The following is a 16298-nucleotide window of genomic DNA, read 5'->3' as shown; positions in this document are numbered from 1 at the left end:
CGGCGCACCGTCTGCGGCGGTCCATGCGGCCAGGTTCACTTCACAGGAGCAACGATGGGCATCACTTCCGTGGCCGGCGTTCCGGTCCAACCCCAGCACCGCGCAACCTGCCACTGCGGCACGGTCGAGCTGCTGCTGGACCTGCCGGACGGCATCGTCGACCCGCGCCGTTGCGACTGCTCGATGTGCCGGCGCCGGGGTGCCATTGCAGCCAGCGTTGCCCGCGCGGGCCTGCAGGTCGTGCGCGGGCAGAACCACCTGCAGCTGTACCAGTTCAACACCCATGTGGCCGAGCACTACTTCTGCGACGTGTGCGGCATCTACACCCATCACCGGCGCCGCTCCAACCCGGACCAGTACGGTTACAACGTGGCGTGTCTGGAGGGCATCGACCCGTTCGCGCTGGGGGTGATCCCGGTCAACGACGGGGTCAACCACCCGGCCGACCGCGGCGCCTAGTGGCGCGCGCGCCGCAGCGGCGTGGCGACCTTCTGCCAGGGAGCCATGCCGCTGCGCCCGGCCCGCACAGGGCGTTTCAGCCAGGGCCGGCGTGGCGGCACCTGCGGCGCGTCCGCGACCGGGGGAGGAAGCGGTCTACGGCCGGGCCAGAGATGGTCGAGCAGCCACATGGCGGGTCTCCGTGGGGGACGGGGACGATCAACATTAGACCTGGGTGGGCATGGGCGGCGTGAGCGGAAGACGACAACGGGATGACGGCGGAGGGGGCGATGAGCCTGCTACGCCGTATGCTCGGCCAACGTGCCTTTGCGTTTCCGCAGCAACAGGTGCAACAACACAGCACACACAGCCGTCAGCAGCGCCAGTACACGCAGCAGTGTTGCCAGCGCCTTGGCGCTGACCTGCTGCAGCTGCTCACCGCTCATCGCCGGCAGCAGTGCCGCCGCCTGGTCGCGGGACCCGCTCGCCAGATAGGCACCGGCACGCGCCAACGACGCGGGCGATGCCCCATGCAGCTGCTGGTCGACCAGCATCGCCAGCAGCGCCGTCACTGCGGCCAGGGCGATGCCTTCGCCCGCTACCCGCACGGTTCCGAAGATGCCGGCGGCCATGCCCGCACGCTGTACAGGCACCACGCTCACCGACAGCCCATCCATCAGGCCCCATGGCAAGGCCGTCCCTGCACCGACCAGCATCAGCAACGGCACCCACTGCAAGGGCGACGGCTGCGATGCGTGGCGCGACAACAGGTACAGGCCAGAGGCACAGACCAGCAGTCCCAGCGTGCACAGCCGCGCACTTCCAACGCGCTCCGCCCAGCGCGCAGCCAGCATCGGCAGCACCAGCATCGGCGCGGACAGCGCCAGCATCTGCAGTCCCACCAGCGTCGTGCTCTGGCCATGCACGCCCAGCAGTTGCAGAGGCAACACGACCAGCAGCACCACGTAGCCCAGACAGGTCGCCACCGGCAGCAGCTGGACGCCGAGAAACGCCGGTTGCCAGAACAGTGAGAGGTCCAGCAACGGGGAAGGATGCAGCCGTTCGGCACAGACGAACGCGCCGCCCAACAGCAGCGTCGCCAACAGCGCCAGCTGCACGCGACCGGCGTGCAGGCCGTACTCTCCCAGCCACAGCAGGGCCAGGGTCAATGCCGCCAGCATCAGGCTGAAGCCCAGCATGCCGGCGATGTCCAGCCGTCCGCGCTCGCCCCGGCTTTCGGGCAACGCGCGCGCGGCCAGTGCGAACGCCGCCAACGTCAGCACACCGCCTGCAGCGAACACGCTGCGCCAGCCCAGCGCCTGCAGCAACAGGCCCGCGAGCAGCGGCCCCAGCGCCAGGCCCGCACCGAATGTCATGCCCAGCAGGGCGAAGACACGGGCACGCCTCGGTCCCTGCCAGCCCTGCGCCAGCGCAGCGGTGCCCGAGGCCAGCGCTGCGGCAGCGGCAACGCCCTGCAGAGCGCGCGCCAGATCCAGCCACAGCAGCGTAGGCGACAGGCATACAGCGGCCGTCGCGACGGTGAAGCCGGCCGTGCCCAGCAGGAACATCCGCCGTCGGCCATGGCGATCAGCCAGGCCACCGGCAGCGAGCAGCAGGCTGCCGAAGGTGAGCATGAAGGCGTTGGTCACCCAGGCCAGCGCAGTGGGCGATGCCACTGAGGAGCGGGACAGCACCGGCACCGCGACGGCGCCGGCGGTGAAGGACAACGGCAACGCCAGCGCGGCCAGGCAGACCGCAAGCAGGGCCCAGCGCTGCTGCGCGCGGACAGGTACAGGGAGCATCGAATCCGGGGCCATGCGGGCCTCCATCCATCAGGGGCATTGATGATGGACAGGCCGCTATTCCAGAAAAACAGGCTCGATGGACGTTGATTACGTCCAACCGTTCCGCAATCATGCTCCCCATGGACTCCATCTCCGCCCTGCTCGCCTTTGTCCGCACCGCGGAGGCAGGCAGCATCGTCGGTGCGGCCCGCGTACTCGGCCTGTCAGCCTCGGCCGTCGGCAAGCGCATCGCCCGCCTTGAGCTCGACCTGGGCGCGCGCCTGTTCCAGCGCACCACCCGCCGCGTGCACCTCACGGACGAAGGCGAACTGCTGCTGCAACGCTGCCGGCGTGCGCTGGACGAACTTTCCGAAGCGCAGGCAGATCTGGCGCAACGACAGCACGCCCCCAGCGGACTGCTGCGCATCGGCCTGCCCACCATCGGCTACCGCTTCCTGCTGCCGGTGCTGCCCGGCTTCCAGCAGCGCTACCCGCAGGTGCAGCTGGAACTGGACTTCAACGACCGCATCGTCGATGTGGTCAGCGAAGGCCTGGACGCGGTGATACGCAGCGGCGAACTGGCCGATTCCAGCCTGACCGCGCGGCGACTGGGTGGCTTTCGTTTCATCCTCTGTGCGGCGCCGGGCTACCTGCAGGCGCACGGCACACCCGGCGATGTAGGCGACCTGCGCATGCATACCGCGCTGCGCTTCCGTTACCCCACCACCGGAAGGCTGCATCCGTGGCAGCTGCCGGGTATCGAAGGCGATGCCGGCGCGCGCCTTCCCACGGCGATGACCTGCAACAACATGGAAGCCGTGCTGGCCGCTGCGATCGGTTGCATGGGCCTGGCCTGGATGCCGGACTTCCTCGCCGCTGACGCGCTGGACGATGGCCGCCTGCAACGGGTGCTGCCTGCGCTGCCCACGTACCAGGGGCAGTTCTCGTTGCTATGGCCCGGTGGGCGCCATCCCAGTGCACGCCTGCGGGTGTTCATCGACTACACCGTTGCCAACCTGTTCCAGGACGCCTCATAAAAAGGGGACGGAGGGGATTAAGTCGTAATCGGACCTACTGTGCCAGTTACGACTTAATCCCCTCCGTCCCCTTTTTCCTAGCGACTGAAGCGGCGGGCGCCTGCCACGCAGATCACCGCGACCGCGGTCACCAGCACCATGCTGAGGCTGACCGATTCGTGCAGCAGCAGCGCGGCCAGGGCCAGGCCGAAGAACGGCTGCAGCAACTGCAACTGGCCGACAGCGGCGATGCCGCCCTGCGCCAGCCCGCGGTACCAGAACAGGAAGCCGATCAGCATGCTGAACACCGCCACGTAGCCCAGCGCCCACCACGCCGAGGCACCGACCGCAGTGAACGAGGCCGGGCGCATCAGCACCGTCAACGGCAGCATCACCGGCAACGCCAGCAGCAGTGCCCAGCTGATCACCTGCCAGCCGCCCAGATGACGGGCGAGCCGGCCGCCTTCGGCATAGCCCAGCCCGCACACCACGATGGCCGCCAGCATCAGCAGGTCGGCCTGCAGCGAGGCCTCGATGCCGTTGCGCACCGCATAGCCGACCACGCAGGCACTGCCCAGCAACGAGAACAGCCAGAAGGCAGGACGCGGCCGTTCGCCACCGCGCAGCACGCCGAACAGCGCAGTGCTCAGCGGCAACAGGCCGAGGAACACGATGGTATGTGCCGATGACGCGTGGCGCAGCGCAAGCGCGGTCAGCAGTGGAAAACCGACCACAACGCCGAGGCTGACAACCACCAGCCCAGGCAGGTCACCGCGCCGCGGCCACGGCTGGCGCAGCATAAGCAGCAGCGCCAGGCCAAGCACGGCGGCGATGGTGGCGCGTGCGGCGGTGACGAACCCGGCATCCAGCTGCAGCACCGCCAGGCGGGTGGCCGGCAACGAGCCCGCGAAAATCACCACCCCGATGAAGCCATTGATCCAACCGCTCGCCGACCGTTCCACGCCTGTGATCCTGAAGTGCCAGGCGACGCCTGGCGGAGCCTGTATGGAAGCATCCATGGCGGAACCGCCCCAGCTACAATCCAGTACAGTCGCAAAGAACTGTATTGCCCACACTTCCACTACAGTGCTGACATGCCACGTCCGCTTACCCGCATCGAATCGGTCATCCAGGCGGTCCGCAACCGCATCACCGCGCGGGTCGATGGCCCCGGCTCCCGCCTGCCTTCGGTGCGCGCGCAGGCGGCAGCGATGGGGGTGTCGGTCTCCACCGTGGTCGAGGCCTACGAGCGCCTGGCGGCCGAAGGCCTGATCAGTGCACGCGCAGGCTCGGGCTTCTACGTCAGTGGCCCGGCCGCACCGCTGGCGCTGGCCGAAATGGAGCCACGGCTGGACCGCGCGGTGGATCCGCTGTGGGTGTCACGGCAATCGCTGGAAACGCCCGCGGGCGATCTCAAGCCAGGGTGCGGCTGGATGCCCAGTAACTGGCTGTATCACGATGGCATGCGCCGCGGCCTGCGTCGGCTGGCGCGTGCCGATGCAGTGCATCTGGTCGACTACGCCGGCCCACTCGGGCTGCCCGCGTTGCGCCAGCTGCTGCAGAGGCGCAGCGCCACGCTCGGCATCGATGCACCGATGGAGCAGATCCTGCTGACCGAATCCGGGACGCACGCGGTCGACCTGATCTGCCGTTTCCTGCTCAAGCCCGGCGACTGCGTGCTGGTCGATGACCCGAGCTACTTCAACTACCACGCGCTGCTGAAGGCGCACCAGGTACAGGCAGTGGGTGTGCCGTACACGCCCACCGGCCCGGACCTTGAAGCGTTCGATCGTGCATTGCAGGACCATTCGCCGCGGCTGTACATCACCAATTCCGGATTGCACAACCCGACCGGTGCGGTGCTTTCGGCCAGCACCGCGCACCGCCTGCTGGGCCTGGCCGAACGCAGCGAGTTGATCATCGTCGAGGACGACATCTTCGCCGACTTCGAACTGCAGCCGGCGCCGCGGCTGGCTGCGCTCGACGGGCTGTCACGGGTGATCCACGTCGGCAGTTTCTCCAAGACGCTGTCGGCAGCCTCGCGCTGCGGCTACATCGCTGCACGCCATGACTGGATCGAAGCGTTGACCGACCTGAAGCTGGCGACCAGCTTCGGCGGTGGCCATCTGGCCGCGCAGCTGATGCACATCGCGCTGACCGACAGTGGCTACCGACGCCACATGCAATCGGTGCGTTCGCGATTGGCCGATGCCCGCCGGCACACGCTGCGCAAGCTGCACACGCTGGGAATCACGCCGTGGCTGCAACCGGAAGCGGGCCTGTTCCTGTGGTGCCGGCTGCCCGATTGCCGCGATTCCGCCGCGCTGGCCCGGCAGTGCCTGCGCGAGGGCATCGTGCTGGCACCGGGCAACGCGTTCAGCCAGTCGCAGCGCGCGGCCGACTATCTGCGCTTCAACGTATCGCAATGCCAGGACGCACGGATCTGGCAAGTGCTGGCGCGGGCATTGCGCTGAGCTGGATGCAAGCCGGTCAACGCAGCTAGGAGTGTTCCGCGGCAAAGGCACTTGCATGCCACGGTACAGTGGTATGTCCCCTGCTGCCGGAATCCGCGCATGTCCACGTTCTCCGACCCACAGGCGGTGGCCCGCTATGCCGAAGCGCCACTGCGCCAGGTGCCTGGGTTCCTCGCGTTGCAGCAGATGAGCCGCCTGCTGCTGGCCGAACGCGTTCCCGCACACGGCCGCGTGCTGGTTCTGGGTGCCGGGGGCGGGCTGGAGCTGAAAGCCTTTGCCGAGGCGCAACCGGGCTGGCAGCTGCTGGGTGTGGATCCGGCCGCGCCGATGCTCGCGCTGGCCGAGCAGACACTGGGCCCGTTGAACGCACGCGTCGAACTGCTGGAAGGCTACATCGACGATGCCCCGGACGCGCGCTTCGATGGTGCCAGCTGCCTGCTCACCCTGCACTTCCTAGATGCCGCGCAGCGCCTGCACACGCTGCGCGAGCTGCACAGGCGCCTGCAGCCCGGCGCGCCGCTGGTGGTGGCGCACCACAGCGTGCCGCAGGATCCGGCCGGCAAGCTCCGCTGGTTGCAGCGCTACGCCGCGTTCGCCCATGCCTCGGGTGTTGCCCACGCCGATGCGCAGCGCGCGATCGAGGCCATTGCCGAGCGGCTGCCGCTGCTGGCGCCCGAACAGGAGGTCGCCCTGCTGCAGGAGGCCGGCTTCGACGGCGTGGAGCTGTTCTATGCAGGCTTCAGCTTCAGGGGCTGGGTGGCGTACGCCGGGTGATGCCTACGGCACCACGGTGATGCCGATGCGCTGCATCAACAGCGCCACCTGCTGCACATCCAGCGTGGCGCCGCGCAGGTTGGTGCTGCGCAGGTCCAGCTCACCCAGCTCCGAGTGGGTCAGGTCACAGCCGGTGAAGTTGGCGCTGTTCCAGTCGATGCCCTCGAACTGGCCACCGGACAGGTCCGAGCCGGCGAAGCTGGCGCCGCTGACGTTCGCACCGTCCCAGCGGTTTTCCCACAGCTCGCACTTTTCCAGCGTCACCCGCGAGAAATTGGCATAGCGCAGGTTCGACTTCTTGATGAAGGCACTGCAGAACCCGCTGCGCGGGGTGATCTGGTTCATGAAGCTGGCGTTGCTGAAATCCGCGCCCTGCGCGCGGCACTCGCTGATTTCCAGGCCCAATGCCTTGACGAAATTGAAGTGGCACATGCTGATGTCGCAGCTGCGGAAGCTGGCTTCCTTCAGCGTGGCGCCGTTGAAGCGGCAGCCACTGCGGCTTTCGGCGTCATAGAAGCTGCAGTTGATGAACTCGGTGGCAGTCAGGTCCACGCTGGAAAAATCGCATTCGTGGAACTGCTGGTCGACCACTTTCTGGCCGGTGTACTGGTCCGCGCCGATGCGCAGCTTGCGGTGAACGGTGGGGGACATCGTGGATTCCATGCCAGGTGCCCCGCCATGATGCCGGGCCGCGAGGGCGATCCATAGACGTGGGCGCGGGAGGATTCACCGGCAGTCCAGCCGCGCTGTGTCCCCGATGCCAATTGCACGTTGTTGCACATTTATGCACGAATGTGCAGACTTATGGCATGAGCTCAGACCCCAGCCCCCTCCCCGCCCAACGCACTCGGCAGATCCTCGAAGAACTGCGCCAGCAGGGCCGCGTGGTCGCTGCCGAACTGGCGCGCCGCTATGCCGTCTCCGAAGATTCGATCCGCCGCGACCTGCGCGAGCTGGCCGCACAGGGCCTGTGCCAGCGTGTCTACGGCGGCGCCGTGCTGCCACCGCCCAAGGAACGCCCGCTGCGCGAGCGCCTGACCCGCGACCGCGGCGACAAGGCCGAGCTGGCCGCCCGCGTCTGCGCGTTGCTGCAACCCAATCAGGTTGTACTGCTCGATGCCGGTTCAACCAACCTGGCGATCGCCCAGCAGTTGCCGCCCGCCCTCGGCTTGACGGTGATCACCAATGCGCCACAGATCGCCACGGCCGCCAGCATGCTTGATGGCACCTCGGTGCAGCTGATCGGCGGCCGCCTGGCCAGCGGTGGCGGTGCGGTCGGCGCAGAAGCACTGGCCCAGGTGCAGCGCCTGCGCGCCGACGTGTACCTGCCCGGCCCCTGCGCGGTGGACGGCGATACTGGTGTATGGGCAATGGATGCAGAAGAGGCCACGCTGAAGCGCGCGATGGTCGCGTGCAGCAGCCGCGTCATCGTCGCCGCCACTACTGAAAAGCTCGGTGCCCGCGGCCACTGGCAGATCGCCAGCCTCGACGAGATCGACGACCTGGTGCTGACCACCACCGCGCCGCCCGCATTGGCGGCACGCTTCCGCGCCGCAGGCATCGCGGTACACCCCACTCCGCCCTGACCGTACCGCTCATGTCCGTTGCCAACCGCGCGCGTGCCGAACAGCACGCGACCCGCGCTGCGTTCTTCATTCCCGGCTTCGCCACCGCGCTGTGGGCCACCCTGGTGCCGTTCGCCAAGGCACGCACCGGGATCAACGACGCCACGCTGGGGCTGGTACTGCTCTGCCTCGGTGCCGGTTCGCTGCTGGCAATGCCGTTGTCCGGCGTGCTGGCCGCGCGCCTGGGTTGCCGGCGGGTGATGGTGGCCAGCAGCCTGCTGATCTGCCTGACCGTGCCCGGCCTGGCGCTGGCCGGTTCGGCTTGGACACTCGGGCTGGTCCTGTTCGTGTTCGGTGCCGCCGTGGGCGCAATGGACTGCACGATGAACGTGCAGGCCGTCATCGTCGAGCGCGAAGCACGGCGCGTGATGATGTCCGGCTTCCATGCCTTCTTCAGCATCGGTGGTTTCCTCGGCGCGGCCACCATGACCGTGCTGCTGTCCGCACAGCTGCCGCCCTTGGCATCGGTGCTGATCGGCGTTGGCGCCATGCTGCTGGTGATGCTGTTGTCGGCAGCGCACTGGCACAGCGAACGCATGCCGCACGACACACCGATGCTGGCCCTGCCGCACGGCATCGTGTTGTTCATCGGCGTGCTGGCGTTCGTCGCCTTCCTCGGTGAAGGCGCGATGCTCGACTGGAGCGCGGTGTTCCTCAGCGATGTGCGGCGCGTCGATGCCAGCCTGGCCGGCGTCGGCTACGTGACCTTCACTCTGACCATGACCGTGGCGCGCCTGTTCGGCGACGCACTGGTGGCGCGCGTGGGCCGCCAGCGCGCGATCGTCTTCGGTGCTCTGCTTGCCGCTGCGGGCGTGCTGGTACTGACCCTGGTCACGCCGTGGCAGGCGTCGCTGCTCGGCTACGTGTTGGTCGGCCTCGGTTGCGCCAACATCGCGCCCGCGCTGTTCTCGCTGGCCGGTCACCAGACCCGCATGCCCGGCGCGCTGGCGATCACTGCCGTGTCCACGCTCGGCTTTGCCGGCATCCTTGCCGGGCCGGCGCTGATCGGCTTCGCCGCAGATCATTTCGGCCTGATCGCCGCGTTCATCGGCGTGGCCACGGCCTTGTTGCTGGTGGCCGTGTCCACGCGTTGGCTGCAGGTGTAGCGCGGCGCATCAACGCCGCCTGCGGCGCAGCTTCATCCGCACGCGCCGATAGCCGATCACCGTCGCCGTGGCACACAGTGCGGTGCCAGCAGCGCTCAGCAGCAGCAGCACCGCCAGCCGGGTACCTTCCTGGCGCAGCATCGCCGGCAGGTCCCAGCTGTGCAGGAAGTAGAACAACCAGCGCCCCACCCGCTCGCGATGCCCCATCGTCAGCAACGGATCGCCGGTCGCCAGATCGAGATAGACGCGCGTCGCCTCGGCATCACCGAAGTCCACCACGGCCACCGGGAAGCGGCGCACTGCTGCGCCGTTCATGGCTTCCGGTGCACGCGGATAGAAGTAGGCATCCGCTGTCTGCTGCACCACGAAGCCCTGCATCGGCGCAGCGGACAGCGCACGCGCCTTCTGCTGCAGCCACGCGGCCGGCAGCAAGTGCGCAACCTGCAGATGCTCGTCGCTGCCGGACACGATGCGGGTCTCGCCCTGCCCGTCCAGCAGCACCGCGAACAGCTCACCACCGATGCGCCGCCACTGGATCTCAACTGGGCGGAAGCACTCAGCATCGGCCACCGCCAGAAGCTTCGCCGGATCGCCCAACGCGCCATCCACCGCCACAGCGCCGCCACGATAGCGCCCACCGTCGATCGCAGCATGCGTGCTGCTGAAGACACCCAATGGATTCATCGACATCAGGCCACTGAAGATCCAGGTGAACACGAAGGCCGCTGCCACCAGACCGATCAGATGGTGCCAGCGCATCCACGGCTCGACGTACGGTGTCTTCGCACCGGAACGATAGTGCCCACGGAAACGCCAGCGCCACACACCCACCACGATGCCGCTGACCGCCGCCAGCGTGCACAGTGCGGACAGCACGATCACCACCCACGTCCACACCGGGTCCACCGACTGCATGCGCAGGAAATACAACCAGTGCAGCCAGGCGCCCACATAGTTCCAGCGCTGCTGCACATGCGGCGCGTCCAGCACCACTTCACCGGTACGCGAGGACACATACAGGTCGCCCGGCTGCGCGCCGCCCACCTCGACGCGATAGAGCGGTCGATGCACATCCAATGCGCGCGAATGCGTCCAGCGGTCCTCCTCCACGCGCATCGCTCCCACGAAGGCCGGGCCTACGGCGAACTGTGCAGCGGATGCTTCGGCGCGCTGTGCCGACACCGGCGGCAGCACCTGACCGGTGTATGCAGACCAGGCCCCCATGTGGCTGCCACTACGCACCACATAGGCGGGCTCGCCACGCAGCGTGGTCAGCGCCACGGCCTCCGGCTCGGCCTGCAGAGCAGCCGGCAGTACAGACAGCCCCTGCAGGTCGCGGGCCTCACCCAGCACTGGCAATGCCGCCAGCCGCTCGCCGGGCGTCAGCTTCGGGTAACCAATGAACAGCATCACCATGCCGCTGACGAACCACAGCAGCATCAGCAGGCATCCGCCGATGCCCAGCCAACGATGCACCAGGTAGGTCCAGCGCTTGGCGGTGGATCGCAGCGACATCGCCGGCGTCCTCAGAAGCGGTGGTCGAGCGTGAACTCGACGCGGCGGTCCGCACCCAGCAACCACTGTGTGCTGGTGTAGTACGCCGTCGCGTAGTACGCCTTGTCGAACACGTTGAACAACCGCGCGGACAGCCGCGTGCGCGGTGCCGCCTGCCAGGTCAGTGCCAGGTCGGTGGTGCTGTAGCCGGGCAGCTCCAACGTGTTGGCGTTGTCGGCGTAGCGCTTGCCGACGTAACGCACGCCACTCGCCGCACTCCAGTCCGGTGCGAACTGCCAGCCCAGCCACACACTGGCCAGGCGCTCGGCTACGTTCGGCGGCACGTTGCCATCACGCGATACCAGCACCGCCGGCGAACCCGTGGTTTCCAGGAAGTCCGCGAATTCGGCCTTCAGCACCGTCGCGTTGGCATCCAGCGTCCAGTGCGGCGCGACATTCCAGGTCAACGACGCTTCAATACCGCGCGAGGTCTGCGCGCCCACCTGCACGCGGCGATCCGGCAACAGCGGATCGCGGCTGAGCAGGCCGGTCTTGCGGATCCGGTACGCCGCCAGCGTCCACTCGCCACCGTCGAACGCCTGCTTCAGGCCCACCTCGATCTGCCGCCCATTGGCCAGATCGAACGCTCCATTGGCGGGGCTGATCATCAGCAGTCCACTGACCGGATCTGCCGCCTGCGAGTACTGCGCATACAGGCTCAGCGTCGGCTGCAGCGCAAATACCGTGCCGGCGCGCCAGCCGGTGCTGCTGTAGGTTTTCGAGAACGCATTCTGGCCGCTGATCAGATCGGTGCGATCAATGCGCGCGCGGTCGTGGCGCAGCCCACCCAGCACCAACCAGCGCTCGCTCAGCGCCAACCGGTCTTCCACGAACAGCGCGTACTGCTCGGCGGTGTTGCGATAGCGCGGCAGGTTCGGCGCGTCGCTGGCAAACTGGCCCGGCACCGGATGGAACGGATCGACCGGGCCCGAGCTGCCGGCATAGGTGTTGTTGGTGTGCTTGAAGTGCGCGCGGTTGACATCCATCCCCACCGCGACACTGTTGGACAGACCGCCCACTTCACCCTGCACGCGCAGCGTCGAGGTCAGCCCGGTCTGGTCCTGGTTGTGGGTGATCTGGGTGTTGCCCGAGCGATCGATCAGGCCGGTGCGCGGGTTGTAGACATAGGTCTCGGCGTTGCGCCAATCGCGCTGGCTGTCGATCTGGTAGAGGCGCGTGCGCCATTCCACGTTCGCGTTCGGTGTCCACAGCGCATCAAGCTGGGTCCAGCGGTCGCGATAGCGGATCTCGCTGTCGTCCACGTTGTAGTTGCGATGGCGCAGCGCGTCCAACTGGCGTCCCTCCACCAGCGGCGTGCCGAAGTAGCGCATCGGCTTCTGATGGCCCTGCGCGTGGGTCAAGGTCAGCTGCAGGTCGGTGCGCGGCTGCCACAGCAGCGCGCCGGAGAAGGTGGCATCGCCGTTGCGTCCCCGATCGACCCAGCCACCGCTGTAGTTGCCGCTCACATCCAGCCGGTAGGCCAGCTCGGGCGTCAGCGCGCCACCACTGCCGAAGCCCAGCCGCGCGGTGTCCTCGCTGCCCGCTGTCACACTGATCTCGTTTTCGATGGCACCGCGCGAGGGCTTCTTCGGCACGATGTTGATCACCCCGCCGATCGCACCGTCGCCGTGGATGACCGAGGCCGGCCCGCGCAGTACTTCGATGCGCTCGATCGACCAGGTATCGAACGGGAAGGTGATGCCCACGCCGCCGTACTGGCGCAGCCCGTCGTACAGGCGCATCACCGAGGCGCCATCGGTGAAGCCGCGGCTGGACAGCGCACTCAGGCCATTGCCCGGATGCGGCATCGCACTGATCGCACCCGCCCGGCTGATCGCATCGTTGAGGTTGCTGTCGCCGCGCTGCTCCAGTTGTTCGCGCGAAATCACCGTCAGGCTGGCCGGCGTCTGCAGCACGCTCAGGCCCAACGCAGAGCCGGCGCTGGCGGTGGACGACAGCTCGCCGCTGCGGGCATCGACCACGCGCACGGTCTCCAGCGTGGTCGGGGGTGCCGTGTCGGCGGCAAGCAGGGGCGCAGCATGCAGGAGCAACGCGCACAGGACAGGCAGCGTCGCCCGGCGCAGGCGCGCGGAGTTGGGGTTCGTTTTCATTTTTTCACGGCATGCAAGGCCACCCCGCAATGGCAGGGCAGCAATCAGAAAGGGACAGACACGCGCGTGCGGGCACCGGCCGTGGCCGGCAACCTCATGGAAGAACGTTCAATGCAGCGCGCGTGCGGCTCAGGCAGCCATCAGTGCCGGCGGCCCACGCGCGCCCAATGTGCCGCTGATCCGTTGCGGCAACGCCTGCACCGCATCGCGCAACGCGCGGCACACCGGTGCCATCGGCGCCAACAGCAGCACGGCCGCCACCAGCAGGGTGATCAGCCGCGCAGCGATCAGGCAGTAATCGCAGTCCACACCCATCTCATGATTGGCATGTGGATCGGCGGGCGGCTTCCTTGCGGTCTCGCCGTGCGGCATGGCCATTGCGTGATGGTCGTGGTGCCCTTCCATCGCGTGCAGCGCGTGCTCTGCGTGCATTGCGTGGTCCATGGCTGCCACCGGCGCAGCGGCAGCCACGTGACCATGCGCAAGCCAGCGGCTCACCAGCGGGGCGAGCAGCACCAGCAGCATGGCAAGCCAAGCCAGGGCCTGGAACCGGCGGTGGAGGACAGAATGACGCACCCGGTCATTCTACGGGCCCGCAGCCAACCTTGGACCCCGTTCAGGGTTTGCCCCCTGCGACACGGTGACGCAGGAGCTCGCCTCGCGCGGCGACATGTGAATGCACCACACCGCGGTCCCTTCGCTTGCGGGCTCTGCCTCGCCAACGTTAGGGTTCAATTGGCCACGGCAAGGAGCCAGAGGAATCTGCATGACCACCCGCATCACACACCGGCAGCGCATCAGCCTGCTCGGCCTGACCGCGCTGCTTGCCGCCTGCGTCGACAAGGGGCCGCCCCCACCGCCAGAGCCTCTGGAACTCTCACAGCCCATCGCCGTGGACGCGCCCGGCCAGCAGGTGCAGTTCGAGTTCGAAACCACGGCGCGCAATTTTGCCAGCTACCGCACTTATGCGGTGGAACTGGAACTGCAGCGGCGAAGTCCAGCCACAACGGGCACGCCCGATATAGCAAGTATCAACATCCCATTCGAAGTATCCCTGCAGCGTCGGGAAGGCACTACCTGGCAGGAGATTGCAACACAGGACAGCTATCAGGCACGCGCGCGCAACGGTGTTGAGCCGCTCCCCTCGTGGCACCACTCTGAGAGCTGGCGCTATGCCTCGCTCGCATCAGGCAGCGACGGCAACTACCTCCTGAACGTGACAGCGCTGCCGCTGGAGCTCGACAGCAGATACCGGCTGCAGATTCAAACGGTCCATGCCATATCAGGACTGCAAGACTATTCGGCAAGGCTAGTCGTGCACGCCTCGCGTCCTGCAGGGAAGTGACACCATTCATTCGAAGGAACGAAGGAGTTTCCATGAACAAGCCCCGCTACAGCCTGGACATTGTCATTGCCGCACCCGGCACCCCACTGCTCGATCCCGATTCGGGAAAGCAGCAGCTGACGCCCGATGGCACTCCTGATACTTCCGGGCCTGGCCACATGTTCTATGTTCTGCATGCTACAGGTAAAGCGGCGCAGAGTTTCGGCTTCGCACCCGTCGAGCATGGCAGCATGAATGGTCCCGGGCGCATCGTCAGAGACGACGTGAAAGTCTATAAGGACCCCGCCCATGTCCGCACCATCGAAATCACCGAAGCCCAGTACAACAAGCTCAAGGCGTTCGGCGACGATCCAGTGAAGTACGGCTTCAGCAAGCACTATGCCGACGTGCGCCACAACTGCGTGGACTTCACCTGGGGCGCATTGAATCACGCCGGCATCCAGCGCAAGCACAGCCTGGACGTGAACAGCATCGGCGGCCCCGTTGGCCAGTTGCTGCCCGATGTCCGCATTCCGCTGGGCGTCCAGTCACAGGGCAAGGACGGCTATCGTCCGCTGCGCAACATCCATGGCGTGGACAGCATTGAGCCCCCTTTCCCCAACAGCGAACTCAACCGCACCACCACTCATCCCCTGCCCGAGCGCAGCTTGAAGCAGCGTCTGCTCAGCGAAACCGATGGCATTGATGGCCCCTTGGGCGAGCGTCTGGCTGCGGACGCGCGCGCACCGGGGCACAGCCTTCATGCCTTGGACCAGAAAGTGCGTACCGCACTCGCCCAGGCCAGCGAACAGCAGGGACTGCCCCCCGGCCAGGAGCACGAACGACTGGCAGGCCATCTGACCCACGCGGCGGTGCAGGCCGGCTTCAGCGAAAAGGACACGCTGCAGGTGGCATTCAGTTCAAACAGCACCGCCGAGGCACCCGGCTACGTATTCCTGCATCGCAGCGGCGACACCGCCTCGCCGGACCCTGCCGCCAATCGCCAGCGCCTGTCCCTGCTCGATACGCAGCAGGGCGATGTGGATATGCTGTATCAGAAGGCCAACGTGCAGCAGCAATCCCGCGACGCAAGCCGACTGGCGCAGGACGAGCAACAGGCACAACAGCAGGCGTCGCCGCCCATGGCCTGACCCAGCCGCATCAGGCGCTGACACCGTTCCCGCATCAACTCACGTACTGCGCCTGACCGTTCCCGAACGACCAGTTCTCCTTCTTCACTTCCACCAGATTGATGAACACATCCTCGCGGCGGATGCCCACCGCCACATGCAGTCCATCGGCGATGCCGGCGTACAGCGCCTTTTTCTGCTCCAGCGTGCGCCCTTCGTTCCAGGTGATCTGGATGCAGATGACGTCGTCGGTGCGATCCACGCCCAGGTAGCCGGGATCGTAGATCAGCGTGCCGGGCGCGTGTTCCTGGAAGATCTGGAAGCGATCGTTTTCCGGCACCCCCACCGCGCGCATGGCCTGGTAGATGGTTTCGCCGACGCGTTGCAGGTAGTCGGCGGATTTGCCTTTGCGAAGATCGATGCGGGCGAGCGGCATGGTGGCACTCCAGAGTGGATGGGTACGACGACAGGCTGAGACTACGCCTGCCCGGGGCGGTGGGACAGCACAGGGATGGAACCCTCTGGCTCCACGCGTGGCATGGTCCCGCGTCCGCCGCGCGGGGTGACGCGATTGCCGTGGCGGCGCCGCTCTGGAGTCGTCTCGTGTACGGTCGGCAGGGGCGGCGATGCGCGCCATCAGTGATGGGCCGCACTACTTGCAGGTGTCGGACGACACACAACGGGAAACGTCTGGCCTGCCTAGGGACAGTTGAGAATTTCCCTTACAGACCGATGTGATTGCCCGGCTTGAAGATCGCCATGCCGAGGCAAGACGCCTTGGCCGGGATTGGCGTCTCGAAAAAGCAAACCGAACGGATAGGTTGCGCAGCAGTGCGTAGCCGCAAGAATGCACCAACTGCCCTCAATGGCGGGCGGTGTGTGGGGATCACTCGATCCGCCGGGTGATTTCTCACTCCGTTGTGTTTGCCCCGGTACGCCAACCCGCACCGTCCGCCACCTTC

The 16298-nt window shown here is 67.0% G+C and carries 14 protein-coding genes and 1 pseudogene; 8 read left to right on the top strand and 7 right to left on the bottom strand.

Going from position 1 to position 16298, the window contains the following annotated elements; genetic code table 11:
- Positions 1-54 precede the first annotated feature (54 nt).
- Positions 55-459 (top strand): GFA family protein, encoded by a 405-nt coding sequence (locus tag ACS0OT_RS04470; protein ID WP_065185816.1) that lies wholly within the window; start codon positions 55-57, stop codon positions 457-459.
- 278 nt (positions 460-737) lie between these two features.
- Here ACS0OT_RS04470 and ACS0OT_RS04465 read toward each other — a convergent pair whose 3' ends face one another.
- Entirely contained in the window at positions 738-2255 is a 1518-nt protein-coding gene (locus ACS0OT_RS04465; RefSeq protein ID WP_005415529.1) for an MFS transporter, read from the bottom strand.
- Positions 2256-2362: 107 nt separating this feature from the next.
- Between ACS0OT_RS04465 and ACS0OT_RS04460 the strand changes: the two are divergent.
- A pseudogene (locus ACS0OT_RS04460) lies at positions 2363-3287 on the top strand (LysR substrate-binding domain-containing protein).
- Between the two features lie 49 nt (positions 3288-3336).
- Here ACS0OT_RS04460 and ACS0OT_RS04455 read toward each other — a convergent pair.
- A complete protein-coding gene (locus tag ACS0OT_RS04455) occupies positions 3337-4200 on the bottom strand; it encodes a DMT family transporter (RefSeq protein WP_065177960.1) in 864 nt (287 codons plus the stop codon).
- A gap of 132 nt (positions 4201-4332) precedes the next feature.
- Here ACS0OT_RS04455 and ACS0OT_RS04450 point away from each other — a divergent pair, with 132 nt between their 5' ends.
- Together ACS0OT_RS04450 and ACS0OT_RS04445 are read left to right on the top strand one after the other, a co-directional pair.
- A complete protein-coding gene (locus ACS0OT_RS04450) occupies positions 4333-5712 on the top strand; it encodes an aminotransferase-like domain-containing protein (RefSeq protein WP_164092927.1) in 1380 nt (459 codons plus the stop codon).
- A gap of 99 nt (positions 5713-5811) precedes the next feature.
- Positions 5812-6486 carry a class I SAM-dependent methyltransferase gene (locus ACS0OT_RS04445; RefSeq protein WP_164092928.1) on the top strand — a complete coding sequence of 225 codons (675 nt, stop codon included), beginning with the start codon at positions 5812-5814 and terminating at the stop codon, positions 6484-6486.
- A gap of 3 nt (positions 6487-6489) precedes the next feature.
- Here ACS0OT_RS04445 and smqnr read toward each other — a convergent pair whose 3' ends face one another.
- A complete protein-coding gene (gene smqnr / locus ACS0OT_RS04440; protein ID WP_253136048.1) occupies positions 6490-7137 on the bottom strand; it encodes a SmQnr family pentapeptide repeat protein in 648 nt (215 codons plus the stop codon).
- Positions 7138-7295: 158 nt separating this feature from the next.
- On the opposite strand from smqnr, the gene ACS0OT_RS04435 reads away from it, so the two are divergent.
- Together ACS0OT_RS04435 and ACS0OT_RS04430 are read left to right on the top strand one after the other, a co-directional pair.
- Entirely contained in the window at positions 7296-8072 is a 777-nt protein-coding gene (locus ACS0OT_RS04435; RefSeq protein WP_053499766.1) for a DeoR/GlpR family DNA-binding transcription regulator, read from the top strand.
- 11 nt (positions 8073-8083) lie between these two features.
- Positions 8084-9217, top strand: a complete 1134-nt coding sequence (locus tag ACS0OT_RS04430; protein ID WP_329953588.1) for an MFS transporter — start codon at positions 8084-8086, stop codon at positions 9215-9217.
- A 9-nt stretch (positions 9218-9226) separates the two neighbouring features.
- On the opposite strand, the gene ACS0OT_RS04425 is transcribed toward ACS0OT_RS04430, so the two are convergent.
- The 3 genes from ACS0OT_RS04425 to ACS0OT_RS04415 all read right to left on the bottom strand — a co-directional run bounded on the left by ACS0OT_RS04425 (position 9227) and on the right by ACS0OT_RS04415 (position 13407).
- The gene (locus tag ACS0OT_RS04425; protein ID WP_442256053.1) at positions 9227-10732 is read right to left on the bottom strand and encodes a PepSY domain-containing protein; all 1506 of its coding nucleotides are present in this window, start codon (positions 10730-10732) and stop codon (positions 9227-9229) included.
- A gap of 11 nt (positions 10733-10743) precedes the next feature.
- The gene (locus tag ACS0OT_RS04420; protein ID WP_442256052.1) at positions 10744-12882 is read right to left on the bottom strand and encodes a TonB-dependent receptor; all 2139 of its coding nucleotides are present in this window, start codon (positions 12880-12882) and stop codon (positions 10744-10746) included.
- Positions 12883-13011: 129 nt separating this feature from the next.
- Positions 13012-13407 (bottom strand): DUF2946 family protein, encoded by a 396-nt coding sequence (locus ACS0OT_RS04415; RefSeq protein ID WP_279946175.1) that lies wholly within the window; start codon positions 13405-13407, stop codon positions 13012-13014.
- A gap of 241 nt (positions 13408-13648) precedes the next feature.
- Between ACS0OT_RS04415 and ACS0OT_RS04410 the strand changes: the two genes are divergently transcribed.
- Positions 13649-14227: a hypothetical protein gene (locus ACS0OT_RS04410; protein WP_235649486.1), complete on the top strand. Its 579-nt coding sequence runs from the start codon at positions 13649-13651 to the stop codon at positions 14225-14227.
- Positions 14228-14259: 32 nt separating this feature from the next.
- Positions 14260-15357 carry an XVIPCD domain-containing protein gene (locus ACS0OT_RS04405; protein WP_134955758.1) on the top strand — a complete coding sequence of 366 codons (1098 nt, stop codon included), beginning with the start codon at positions 14260-14262 and terminating at the stop codon, positions 15355-15357.
- A gap of 34 nt (positions 15358-15391) precedes the next feature.
- Here ACS0OT_RS04405 and ACS0OT_RS04400 read toward each other — a convergent pair whose 3' ends face one another.
- Complete coding sequence (locus ACS0OT_RS04400; RefSeq protein WP_235649485.1) at positions 15392-15772, bottom strand: tautomerase family protein; 381 nt, start codon at positions 15770-15772, stop codon at positions 15392-15394.
- Positions 15773-16298 lie beyond the last annotated feature (526 nt).

The sequence above is a fragment of the Stenotrophomonas maltophilia group sp. RY12688 genome (assembly GCF_052149045.1).
Taxonomy (GTDB): Bacteria; Pseudomonadota; Gammaproteobacteria; order Xanthomonadales; family Xanthomonadaceae; genus Stenotrophomonas; species Stenotrophomonas sepilia.
The sequence above is the reverse complement of the archived record's forward strand: the minus strand, read 5'-3'. Positions and strand labels throughout refer to the sequence as shown.